Origin of the sequence: Pseudomonas lini, from assembly GCF_964063345.1 — a bacterium.
GTDB classification, from domain to species: domain Bacteria; phylum Pseudomonadota; class Gammaproteobacteria; order Pseudomonadales; family Pseudomonadaceae; genus Aquipseudomonas; species Aquipseudomonas lini_B.
Genome location: NZ_OZ061318.1, coordinates 1261644 through 1273445, shown reverse-complemented (window position 1 = coordinate 1273445; position 11802 = coordinate 1261644). Strand labels below are relative to the sequence as shown.

Genomic DNA, 11802 nt, shown 5'->3' with positions numbered 1-11802 from the left:
GGTTCTAATCATTGCTGGGGGCGTTGCTTGGGCACGCCCCTTTTTTACGGACATAAGGATTCTTTCGATGTCGTTACACCCTGATCTGGAAGCCTTCCTCGACCTGGCGCAAGACGGCCAGGACGCAGGCCTGCCGGCGCTGCATCAAATGACACCGGCCGAGGCGCGGGCGATCTTCGAACAAACCACCGTGCAATTGCGCTGGAATGCTCCTCAGGATATTGATGTGCTGGAGGTCAACACCACGGCGCGGGACAGTGCGCCGCTGGCGTTGCGTTTGTATCGCCCGAGCGGGACGACGGCGTCGATGCCGGTGCTGGTGTACTTCCATGGCGGTGGTTTTGTAGTGGGCAGCCTGGACTCCCATGACGGAGTCTGCCGCGAATTCTGCCGACGTACGCCGTGCGCGGTGTTGTCGGTTGGCTATCGGCTGGCGCCGGAGCATCGTTTCCCGACGGCGCTGGAGGACGGTGAAGACGCCTTGTCCTGGCTGGCGGAACAGGCGCTGGCCCTGGGGCTGGATGCTGGACGCGTCGCGTTCGGCGGCGACAGTGCCGGTGCCACATTGGCGACGGTGCTGGCCTTGCAAGCGGTGGTTCAGCCACACACCGTGGCCATCGTCCCCAAGGTGCAACTGCTGTGTTATCCGGTCACTGATGCGTCGCGCACTCACGATTCGCGCTTGTTGTTCAGTGAGGGGTATTTGCTGGAAAACGACACGCTGGACTGGTTTTACCAGCACTACGCCCGCAGCCCCGAAGACCTGCTGAACTGGCGCTTCTCACCGTTGCTGGCTGAGGACCTGCGCGGTGTGGCGCCGGCGATTGTGCTGCTGGCCGGGTTCGATCCGTTGCTCGATGAAGGCCAGGCCTACGTCGATAAACTGCGCGCGCAGGGGGTGAGTGTCGAACTCGAATATTGCCCGGGTTTGACTCATGACTTGCTTAGGTTGGCCTCGGTCATGCCAGATGTGCTGAGCGTGCATGAAAGCTTGAGTCGGGCGCTGAGTCGGCATTTGGGCTGAGCATGGAAACTGCGAAGCAGTCAAAAGGTCGCAGCTTTTGACCCGACACACCCCCTGTGGCGAGGGAGCTTGCTCCCGCTGGGCTGCGAAGCGGCCCCAATTCTGGCAATCACGGTTTTTCAGACATACCGCATGCTCAGGCTTTGCGACTGCTGCGCAGCCGAACGGGAGCAAGCTCCCTCGCCACAGGTTCCTCGTTAGCCTCGTGGATCGAGGTTATCCAGCACCCGATTCACCGCCAGCTCGCCGAGCATGACCACCGATTGAATCCCCAACATCATATTGCGATGGGGCATGTCCATCAATCCGGCGAACTCAGTGAGCATCATGCTCGCTGACGCCAGGGATTCGCAGGCGTTGACCAGCAGGGTTTCGTTATCGACCTCGGCGCCGACGTGGTAAATGGTGCTGGGTTTGCGCGGGATGTCTTTGGGGATGACCGGTTTGAGGTAGTAATCGAGGGCGCGGTCGGCGGCTTCGTTGAGTTTTTTGGAATCGAGGGATTCATAGGGGGAAACGTCGTCGGTTTCCGGAGGATTTGGCGTTGGTTTGAACATGGTGAAGCTCCTTTGTAGAAAAGCACCACCAGAACCTGTCGCTAAACAAACAAAGGTGGCGGCTGTATGCAGGTTAGCGAACCGGTCAAAGGCACCCGGTAGACCCGAAGGTCTCCCGCATACAGCCGCCATAACGTAATTGCAGACGTTAAAAAGCCTGCAATGAAGTCTGGGACACTGATGCACTTCGAATGATCCGGGTCGCTAAACCCGATCGCTGAATTCGTCAGCGACCGGAAAACGATACAGCCCGGGCCACAGGTGCACTAGCCGGCGGATTCTGGCGTAGTCGTAGGCAACGGCGCAAGAATGTGTAGCCTGAGTGAGTATCTGGAAGTGTCGTTTAAACAGTGCTTGTTTAGCGGTCTGACACTGAGCCTTGTGGTGGCTGTACCGGCCTCATCGCGGGCAAGCCCGCTCCCACAGGTATCTGCTTAGGCCAAAGGATTTGTGAACGACACCAATCACTGTGGGAGCGGGCTTGCCCGCGATGAGGCCCGAAAGAACACCCTCAAACCCAGGGTCAAACCACCGGATAAACGAATGCGTCCGCTTTCTCGCTAAAAACCAGTAAGCATCTGGTTAAGTCATCTTTCTGATAGACCAGGCTCTTGCCTGAGTCGAGGCCACGTTGTCGTCCACCCCTTGGACTTCAAGCGCTCTTTGTACATCGCCTTTTTTTCTTCGGTAAATTTCCAAGTGGGCCTGATGATCAGGTTAAAAAGATCATCCAGCCCCAATGGGGCAGATACCTCACAGGTGTTTCCTTCTCCCAATCTGACGGCTATTGCCGTTGCTGTCTCTGGCCAGTAACGCATTGCATCAGTCGTGGAGATGTAAGGCTTATCGCCGTTCTGAACATGCATTCTCGCCTGATTTTTTACTGACCAGAGGACTGTCGGGTCCAGATCTCGCAGAGCTGCTTCTAAAGCCCTGTCATCTGAGGGAGTGCAGTGAGATGGATCAAACCAGATGACGTCGACGTCGGTCGAAATAGGGGACGGGAAGCGCCCGTGCAAGTAGTCCCAAACCGCGTTCCGGGCAAAACCTGCACCGACCCAACAGTCTGGCAACCCCAAGGAATGAACAAGCTGGAGTAGACGCCATCGAGCGGGGTCTTCTGAAATGATGGTCTGGACTCTTGAAGCGTTATTCACTGACACCTCCAAGCTTGTTGGGTAGAACGATTTTCCGCGCTACAGACTATAGGGTGTGCGGGAGATGTCGATTAAACATCACCAGTTAATCTGTCTCGCTGCGGGTTTTGTAGTGGATGGACGGCCTCATCGCGGGCAAGCCCGCTCCCACAGGTATCTGCTTAGGCCAAAAGATTTGTGAACGACACCAATCACTGTGGGAGCGGGCTTGCCCGCGATGAGGCCCGAAAGAACACCCTAAAACCTACGATCAAACCCCCGGATAAACAAATACGTCAGCTTTTCCCGCACAAAAAAAACGCCCCGCAATTGCGGGGCGTTTTCATTGGCGCTGCAAAATCAGAAGTCAGCCTTGACCGACATCACGAAGCTGCGCGGTTCACCGTAGAAGTTACCCCAACTTTCGGTACCGACCGTGGCGTAGTAGCGCTTGTCGAACAGGTTTTTGCCGTTCAATGCCACGGACCAGGTGTCGTCGATGCGGTAGCCGATGCGACCGTTCCAGACCGCATAGCCAGCCTGGGTGATATTGCTGCCGCTGCTCGGCGAGGTGCGGTAGTTGCCGCTCTGGGCATTGACGCCGGCACCGACGGTGAAGCGTTCCAGTGGGCCGCTGAGCGCATAGTCGCCCCACATCCGCAGCACGTGACGCGGCACATAGGTGTTGTACGACACGCCATCCTGACTGACGTCGGCGTCTTCAAGCACCTTGGTCTGGGTGTAGGTGTAGCCGGCGAGCAATTGCAGGCGGTCAATGACTTCACCGCTGACTTCAGCTTCGAAGCCTTGGGCGCGCACTTTGCCGGAGTTCTGCGAGCAGCTGCTGTCCGGGCAGGCCGGGTCATCCTGGGCTGCGTCTTTCTGTACGGTGCGGAACAGGTTGAAAGAGCTGTTCAGGCGACCGTCGAACCATTCACCCTTGATCCCCAGTTCATAGCTCTGGCCGATCAATGGCTTGAGCGTCGAACCGGTGATGGTCTTGTAGTTGCCTTGCGGGGTGAAGATATCCGCGTAGCTGGTGTAGACGGTCAGGTTGTCGTTGATGTCGAACAGCAGCCCGGCGAACGGGGTGACTTGCCCGGTTTCCTTGGCCTCGGAACTGACCGGTGTGCCTTCGCCGCGCCAGAACGAGACGGAGTCGGTTTCGGATTTGTACCAGCTGACGCGGCTGCCCAAGACGAAGGTCAGCGGATCGGCCAGTTTCAGGCGTGCCGTGGAGTAGGCGCCGTATTGCTTGATCCGCATGTCCACCGGCCCGCCCCGGGTGGCGTTGGCCAGGTAGAAACTTTCATCCGGCTGGGGCAGGTGATGATTGGGGTTCAGCACATTCTGAGTCTGAGGCAGGAGGGCCACGGCGTAGAAGTCATCCTTGCGGGAGCGGCTGGCGTTGGCACCGACGATCAGCTCGTGCTCTTGGCCGAATGCGTCGAACTTGCCGTCCACATAAGCATCGAGGCCGTAGTCGACCTGATCGTAGTCAAAGATGCTGCCGATCATCAGGGTATTGGTGCTGGTGGCGCCAACCGGTACCGTTCCGCTCGGGAAGGCGTATTCCATGTCCTGGGTGTTTTTCGAGTAAACCCCCGCGACCTTCAGCGCCCAGTTGTCGTTGAACTCGTGTTTCAGGTCGCCAAAGTAGGTGGTTCGCTTACTGCGCTGGTTGCTCCAGGCGGTGTTCAGGCACGTGGAGCGAGAGAGCTTCAGGTCGCTGCCATCGGCGTAGCGTGGCAAGCCGCCCCAGCACGGAGTGGCATCGACGTCTTCATAGGCCATGCCCAGGCCCAGGGTGGTGTAGTCGCTCAGGTCGAAGTCCAGCGCGCCGTAGTAGATCTGGTCCTTGCGCGCGCCCACATCATAGAAATATTGACGGGTCTGCTGGGTCACCACGGCCCGGCCACGGATGGTGCCGGCGTCGTTCAGCGGACCGCCGGTGTCGACCTGGCCACGGTAGTTGTCCCATGTGCCGGCAGACAACGACAGTTGAGTGTGCGGGGTGTCCTGGCCGCGCTTGCGCACGAAGTTCACGGCGCCCGCGGTGCCCCCGGCGCCCTTCATCATCCCGGCCGCGCCGCGCATCACTTCGACCCGATCATAGATCGCCATGTCGCTGTTGAAGGCATCGGCCTGCACGTAGCTGCTGCCGATGTCCAGCGGCACGCCGTCGTACTGGTACTGGCCGGTCATGCGGAAACCGCGGGAGTAGAAATACTTGCCGCCCATGGGCGAGTCGTAAACGGTGATGCCCGGGGTCTTTTCCATGACCTGTTCGATGGTGTCCAGGTTCTGGTCATCGAGCATCTTGCGCGTGATGACGGTGACCGACTGCGGGGTTTCCTTGAGCGAGTGCTCGCCCTTGCCAATGGTCACCGCCCCGGTGGTGTAAGAGTTGCTGCCTTCGGTGGTCGCGCCCAATCGCTGACCGTTGATACTGGTCGGTGCCAGTTCCATCGCGCTGCCGGTGGCCGGCGCCAGCAGCGTGACCGTGTTGCCGTCGCGTTGATGGCGAATCCCGGTGCCCTTGAGCATCGCGCTGAGCGAATCCTCTTCCTGATAGCGGCCGTTGAGGGCACTGGAGCGCAGGTTCTGAATGCTCTCCGGGCTGTAGATGATTTGCAGATTGGTCTGTTGACCGAGAGTCTGCAGCGCCTGAGCCAATGGCTGGGCCGGGATGTTCAGGGTCCATTCCTGGGCCTGGACATACGGCGTCATGGCCAGGGTCATCGCCAGGCCGAGGCCGGTGGCGGTCATGCGCGAGCGGGTCGTGCTGCTCATTAACAGGGCGCGGGTCAGAGGTCGAAGCATGAAACGGGATGCGGACATGAGGTTAAGACCTTGGCAGGTATAGTTGGTAATGGTTCTTATTCATCTCATTAAGACGAGGAGGTCGCGGCAAACCGGAAAATTATTTTCCGGTTTAGGGGCAATGCCGGTCATGTAGGAGCCAGGCTTGCGGGCGAAGGCACTTTCAAGGACAAGCCTCAATGCCAGTCAGTTAAGGCGCGCAAACTTGTGGGAGCGAGCCTGCTCGCGATGACGGCGGTAAATTCAGCATCAATATTGGCTGAGCCACCGCTATCGCGAGCAGGCTCGCTCCCACAGGTCTGCGGTGTTCAAGTCCTAAACTGACTGGCATTACGGCAAGCCTGGCTCCTACACGGCCTTCGGCGGTCAGGCGGGTTGCAGTTCGCTTTTGACCTTGCCGGCCTCCATGCGCACCAGTTGATCGGCCACGTCGAAGTAGCGGTCATCGTGGGAGATGACGATGATGGTTTTGCCCAGGCGCTTCAGGTCGGGCAGCAGTTCGGTGTAGAAAATGCGGCGGAAGGTCGGGTCCTGATCGGCCGCCCATTCGTCGAACACCAGCACCGGCCGTTCTTCGAGCCAGGCATTGACCAGCGCCAGGCGTTTGCGCTGGCCGGTGGACAGATCGGTGGTGCTGAACGCGCCGTCGCGCACGCTGACCTTGTGCGCGATCTCCAGGCGTTCGAGGTAGCGCGTGGCATCCTGCGGCACTTGTCGGTCGCCCTGAATCAGGTCATCGAACAGGTAATAGTCAGCAAATACCGTGGTGAAGTTCTGCCGGTAGTCATCGCGGTTGAGCGCGGTGATCGGCTGGTCGTTCACGCGGATCTCGCCTTCGGTGGGTGCATAAAGACCCAGCAGCAGTTTGATCAGCGTGGTTTTGCCGCAGCCGTTCTCACCGACGATGAACACGATGTCGCCTTGCTCGATGCGCAGGTTGACCGGTCCGAGGCGGAAGGGCTCGCTGCCTTCCACCGGCGGGAAAGCGTAACGCACGTTGCTCAGTTCCAGGCTGTGGACCGGGCCGGGTTTATGGCCCTGGTCTTCCAGCAGCAGGTGCGGTTCAGGGGAGGAAAATTGTTCGCTGAGCTCGGCGATCCGGCGAAACGCAATCTGCGCCCGGCTGATGATTGGCAGGGTGCTGACCAAGTGTTCCAGCGGTCCTTTCATGTACAGCAGCACCAACACAAAACCGCTCATCACGGCTTTGTCGGAACTGGGCCAGAACGATTGCAGGGCCAGCGCCAGGCCGATGACCACGAAGAACAGCATCGAGCCGAACGACTTGGCAATGACGAAGGTATTGATCGAGCGGATCTGGGTATCACAGATGTTCTCGGCGGTTTTCTGGATGCCGGACACGAACATGCGCTGACGCCGCGGGCGGTGGATGCGCAGTTCCTTGGCCCCTTCGGCGATGGCGTTGTAGTGCTTTTGCAGCTCGTCTTCGCAGGCGCGCGCCGCGTAGAAACCGCGCATGCCCTTAGCCCGCGCGATGGCCTGGATGGTGGTGCCGATGGCGATGGCCACCAGCATCATCAGAAACATCGGCCACGACAGCATCGCCAGATAGCCGAGGCAACCGAGGGTCACGGTCAGGGAAATCGCCAAGGGCGCGAAGGCGAAGGCGAAATCGCTGATGGTGTCCACGTCATGGGTCAGCACCGGGATCAACCGGTGGCTGCGGTAGCGCTCGATCTGGTCGATTGGCGCCGACAGCACTTTCTCCCCCAGCTCTTTGCGCAGCCTGGCGATGATGTGCTGACCGACGTAGTTGGTGCCGATGTCGGACACAATCGTGGTCAGCAGCGCCAGCACGCACAGCCCGGCGAAAATCATCACCACGGTGCGAGTCAGGCCGTCAGCGGAGTGCAGGGCATTGTTGATGGTCGCCAGCAACACGGTGACGCTCAGGCCACCGATCATGCCGAGCACGATGGACACAGAGACGATCAGCCGGAAGGGCTTGAGCAGGGCGAACAATTCGTTGATCGCCCCACGCGTTGGCTTGGTCATGGAGGATTCCTGCTTCGATGCGGAGTGCGGAGGGAGTGCCGGTACTTAAGGAAAACGAATGGTTGCGGAGTTTATTTAATCGCCAATAGATAGCGCGTCAGACACAAGACCTGTGGCGAGGGAGCTTGCTCCCGCTGGGGCGCGTAGCGGCCCCAATCCCGGCGATCACGGTTTTTCAGACATACCGTATGCTCAGGCTTTTGCGACTGCTGCGCAGCCGAGCGGGAGCAAGCTCCCTCGCCACAAGGGACCTTCAGCTTCAAGATCTCCGTAAACTGACCGGCATCAGGGCAAGCCCCCTCGCCACAAAGGATTCAGAGCTCACGCACCACGCGAAACCCCAGCCAGTCGCCGCTGCTGGTGGGCAGGCTGCTGTTGCGATTGCCGGAGCGGGAAAACACCGGCGCTTCGCCCCAGTCGTTGCCGCGCATGACCTGGCGTTTGCAGTTCTGCTCCAGCCACGGACTGCCATCGCTGGGCACCCCGACATAGTCTTCGCGGTAGCAGTCGGCGACCCACTCGTAGACATTGCCGTGCATGTCGAACACGCCAAAGGCGTTGGCCGGGAAGGTGCCGGCCGGGGAGGTGAAGTTGTAGCCGTCGGCGGCGCCGTAGGTGTTGGCGTTTTTGGAGATCTGGTAGTCGGCGCCTGCATCGAACGCAAACGGGAAAGACCCGGTACTGCCGGCGCGGGCGGCGTACTCACGGATCGACTCGCTGGGCATGCGATAGGCATGACCGGTTTTCTTCGACAGCCAGGCAATGTAGCCCTCGGCTTCGGCAACGTTCATGCACACGGCCGGGTGGCGTGCGGTCTGTTTGAAGCTGGGTTTGCCGGCCGTGCAGCGACGGCCCGGGCGATCATCGAAGTCGGCGGGAGTGTTGCCGGTGGCGCGCACGTACGCGTCCCATTCGCCGACCAGTACCTGGAAGCGGCTGATGGCGAAAGGGCGGGTGAAGGTCACTTCATGCCGCGGGCCTTCATCGGGCTGGTGGCCGACTTCATCCTCTGGCGTGCCCATGGTGTAGCGGCCGGCGGGCAGCACGACCATTTCCGGACAGTCCTTGCAGTCCTTGAACACCTTGCCGGGAGCAGGCGGGTTCGCGGCCTGGGCGGCGCCGGGCAGCAGACCGGCGAGCAGTGCGGTCAGTGCCAGGGCCGATAGGTTTCGCAGGGAAGAGGGCATATGCAGCGTTTTCATAAGTCGTCTCGGTTAAAGGAAAACTGTGCCTCGCAGCGCAATGCTGTTCACTTGAAGCGCGCTCATCAGTCATGCCTGCCTTTTGTGGAAAGCGAGCTTTTGTGGCGAGCGAGCTTGCTCGCGCTGGGCTGCGCAGCGGCCCCAAAAATCTGACAACTCTTGCCGATTTTTGTGAGTGCTACGCACTCAAGCGCGAGCAAGCTCGCTCGCCACAGGTCTCTGACTCAGACGCTCTTAAGTGAACTGCATTGGCCTCGCAGCGAATGTTCACGCAGAGCGCTTTTTGCCCAGCACGTCGATGAAGCGGTCCACCTCGGCTTCGGTATTGAGCAGGCCGGGTGCGGTGCGGATCACCGGGCCGACGTCGCGACTGACCGCATCGCTGACGATCCGGTTTTGCATCAGGTGAGCCGCCACCGCATCGCCGTCCTGACCCTTGACCCGGAAGAAGCTGAAACCCGCCGAAAACCTCGGATCGACCGGGGTGACCAGTTCGATGCCCGGCTGTTCCAGCAATCGCTGTTTCAGGTAGCTGTTGAGCTGATGGATGCGCGCCTGGATGTCGGCCTTGCCCAGTTCCAGGTGCAATTTGAATGCTTCATCCACGGCCCAGCGATGTTCGAAGGCGTGATAGCCGCCCGGGGACATGGTGGTGGAGAAGGTCGTGGCTTCGGAGAAGGTCGGCACGCTCGGGCTGACGTATTTCAGCTCTTCGCTACGGCTGCAAACGATGCCGGTGCCGCGGGGGCCGAACATCCATTTGTGTGTGCCGGCAATGAAAAAGTCGCAGTTCATCGCCGGGAAACTCAGGTCTTCGACGCCAAAGCCGTGCACACCGTCGACCACGTAAACGATCCGGTCCTTGTCGTCGCGCTGACGATTGTGTTCATCCACGAGTCTGGCGATGTCGCTGATCGGCAGCTTCACGCCACTGCCCGAGTGCACCCAGGTCATGCCCAGCACGCGGGTCTCGGGGCGGATGTTGCGGTTGATGGTATCCAGCACTTGGTCGGCCGAGATCGACTGTGGCTGCTCGAACAACTGAATTTTGCGCACCTTGGTGCCATCGCGCTGGTTGCGAAAATGCAGGATGTTGTTTGTGGAGTAATGCTCGTGAACCGTGGTGAGGATTTCCTGATCGGCGCGCACCTGTACGCCGCCATAAATCATCGCCAGGCCTTCGGTGGTGCTGCCTGTGAGGGCGATCTGTGTCGGTTTGGCCTGCAAATATCGACCGGCCCAGAGCCGCACGTTTTCTTCGCGCTGGTGGGTCACGCCCAGGTCCCAGTCCATGGCCAGACCGGGATTCAGATCGAGAGCTGCGCGGTGACGGGCGATGGCCTCGCGCACGGGTTTGGGGTGGGAGGTCACCAGGAAGTTGGCAAAGTGGATGTAGTTCGGGTCCTGCTCGAACAGCTGACGCAATTGCGCCCATTTGTCCCGGGGCAGGGTTTGCATCTGCGCGGCGGCGACCGATGAGCCGAGGCTGGCACCCAACGGCAGGCCGGCGGCGAGGACCCCGGCCTGTTTCAGAAAAGTACGACGGTCACTCATGGCTTTACCGTTTCCTGTCGAGAAATCAGCGTGGGCTTCGCGGCTTTTTGCACCTGTTCCCAGACTCGCAGGAAGTTACCGCCCCAGAGCTTGGCGATATCGGCTTCGGAATAACCGCGCTGGATCAGTTCGGCGGTGACGTTGCGGATTTCGCCGACATTTTCCCAGCCCTTGATGCCGCCGCCGTCGTTGAAGTCCGAAGCGATGCCGACGTGGTCGATGCCGACCTTGCGCACGGTGTAATCGATGGCGTCGCCGAGGTCCTTGAGCGTGGCCTTGGGTTCTTCTTCGAGAATGGCGTACAGACCGCTGGCGTATTGACCGAGCTTCTGTTCTGACCAGGCGGTGATGATCGGGTCGCCCGGCATCAGCGCCATCGCCAGGTTGGGCAATGGCGGCAAATCGAAACGTGTGCGCAGGGTGTTGAGTTTGTCCTGTGTGCCCTGGGTCAGCGGTTTGAGGTATTGCGAGAAACCGACTACCTGCACCACGCCGCCGCTGTTCTTGATCAGCTGCAGCTCCTTGTCGCTGAGGTTGCGCGGGATGTCCACCGAGGCCCGTGGCGCCGAGTGCGAGGCCACCATCGGCGTGCGGCTCAGTTGCGCCACTTGCTCCAGGCCTTTGGTCGACATCTGCGACACATCAATGATCACGCCCAGATCGTTCAGGCGTTGCACCGCTTGTTTGCCGATGTCCGACAGCCCATCGAGGGCATCGGGGGAGTCGTTGAAAAACGGCAGCGGTCGTGACGAATCGGCCCAGCTGTTGTTGCCGATGTAGCTGAAACCGAACATGCGCATACCGCGGGCGGCCCACAGGTCCAGTTTGCTCAGGTCATTGCCCAGCGGGTAGGCGTTGAGCATGCTGATGAAAATCGCAAACTTGCCTTCGCCGTGCAGGCGCCGGAAGTCGTCGGGGGTGTAGGCGATGCCGACCTGATTGGGAAAATCGCGCACCAGGCCGGAGATGATTTTGTAGCGCACTTCCTGCTGGTTGCGTGCTTCTTCGACGAAACCGTCGGTGGGCCTGTGCGGCGCGTTCGGGCCGTTCCACATTTCCGGCCAGCCGAAGACTGTCAGGGCCGCGCCGGACAGTCGGCCACGGTTGGCCTTGATCAAATCGAACTGGCCGGAACCGTCCTTGTCGGCCTCGTTGCCGTGGGCGCCGAAACTCAGGGGGACGGTGATGTGGCTGTCGAAGGAAAGGATCCGCCCCTGCAGTTCGGTGGCCTGTTTCATGACCTTGACCGGGTAGCCGGGATTGTCCTTGAACCCGTAATCCCAGACCAGCCAGCCTGCGCCGGCACTGATAGCCAGGGCCAGTGGCAGGCCGAGGTACAGAGCTTTTTTCGAACGTGTTTTTTTCATCGCCATCTCAGTCAGGTTCGCCGCCCCGGTGCAGGCGCAGGGGCCTTTGCTATCTGGGAAGAACGAGTGACCAATAGAAAAAATTAAGGACTTGTGCGATTCCCTGTGGCGAGGGAGCTTGCT

The 11802-nt window shown here is 60.1% G+C and carries 8 protein-coding genes; 1 reads left to right on the top strand and 7 read right to left on the bottom strand.

The window, feature by feature from the left end; translation table 11 throughout:
• Positions 1 to 67: 67 nt before the first annotated feature.
• On the top strand, positions 68 to 1024 hold the full coding sequence (locus AB3226_RS05830) for an alpha/beta hydrolase (RefSeq protein WP_367372371.1): 957 nt from the start codon (positions 68 to 70) through the stop codon (positions 1022 to 1024).
• A 197-nt stretch (positions 1025 to 1221) separates the two neighbouring features.
• Here the strand turns inward: AB3226_RS05830 and AB3226_RS05825 are convergent, their stop codons facing one another.
• From AB3226_RS05825 to pvdM, 7 genes are all read right to left on the bottom strand, one after another.
• A complete protein-coding gene (locus AB3226_RS05825) occupies positions 1222 to 1581 on the bottom strand; it encodes a DUF6124 family protein (RefSeq protein ID WP_367372370.1) in 360 nt (119 codons plus the stop codon).
• Between the two features lie 587 nt (positions 1582 to 2168).
• Positions 2169 to 2738, bottom strand: a complete 570-nt coding sequence (locus AB3226_RS05820) for a nucleotidyltransferase family protein (protein ID WP_367372369.1) — start codon at positions 2736 to 2738, stop codon at positions 2169 to 2171.
• Between the two features lie 339 nt (positions 2739 to 3077).
• Positions 3078 to 5558, bottom strand: a complete 2481-nt coding sequence (locus AB3226_RS05815) for a TonB-dependent siderophore receptor (RefSeq protein WP_367372368.1) — start codon at positions 5556 to 5558, stop codon at positions 3078 to 3080.
• Positions 5559 to 5906: 348 nt separating this feature from the next.
• Positions 5907 to 7556 (bottom strand): cyclic peptide export ABC transporter, encoded by a 1650-nt coding sequence (locus AB3226_RS05810; protein WP_367372367.1) that lies wholly within the window; start codon positions 7554 to 7556, stop codon positions 5907 to 5909.
• Positions 7557 to 7870: 314 nt separating this feature from the next.
• On the bottom strand, positions 7871 to 8758 hold the full coding sequence (locus AB3226_RS05805) for a formylglycine-generating enzyme family protein (RefSeq protein WP_367372366.1): 888 nt from the start codon (positions 8756 to 8758) through the stop codon (positions 7871 to 7873).
• Positions 8759 to 9025: 267 nt separating this feature from the next.
• The gene (locus AB3226_RS05800; protein WP_367372365.1) at positions 9026 to 10312 is read right to left on the bottom strand and encodes an aminotransferase class V-fold PLP-dependent enzyme; all 1287 of its coding nucleotides are present in this window, start codon (positions 10310 to 10312) and stop codon (positions 9026 to 9028) included.
• Positions 10309 to 11679: a pyoverdine-tailoring dipeptidase-like protein PvdM gene (gene pvdM, locus AB3226_RS05795; RefSeq protein WP_367372364.1), complete on the bottom strand. Its 1371-nt coding sequence runs from the start codon at positions 11677 to 11679 to the stop codon at positions 10309 to 10311. The genes AB3226_RS05800 and pvdM overlap by 4 nt, the downstream gene beginning before the upstream one ends.
• Positions 11680 to 11802 lie beyond the last annotated feature (123 nt).

Coding starts and splice junctions, on each gene's coding strand:
- AB3226_RS05805 (WP_367372366.1), bottom strand. CDS start 8,758: ATGAAAACGCTGCATATGCCCTCTTCCCTGCGAAACCTATCGGCCCTG.
- AB3226_RS05810 (WP_367372367.1), bottom strand. CDS start 7,556: ATGACCAAGCCAACGCGTGGGGCGATCAACGAATTGTTCGCCCTGCTC.
- AB3226_RS05800 (WP_367372365.1), bottom strand. CDS start 10,312: ATGAGTGACCGTCGTACTTTTCTGAAACAGGCCGGGGTCCTCGCCGCC.
- pvdM (WP_367372364.1), bottom strand. CDS start 11,679: ATGAAAAAAACACGTTCGAAAAAAGCTCTGTACCTCGGCCTGCCACTG.
- AB3226_RS05830 (WP_367372371.1), top strand. CDS start 68: ATGTCGTTACACCCTGATCTGGAAGCCTTCCTCGACCTGGCGCAAGAC.
- AB3226_RS05815 (WP_367372368.1), bottom strand. CDS start 5,558: ATGTCCGCATCCCGTTTCATGCTTCGACCTCTGACCCGCGCCCTGTTA.
- AB3226_RS05825 (WP_367372370.1), bottom strand. CDS start 1,581: ATGTTCAAACCAACGCCAAATCCTCCGGAAACCGACGACGTTTCCCCC.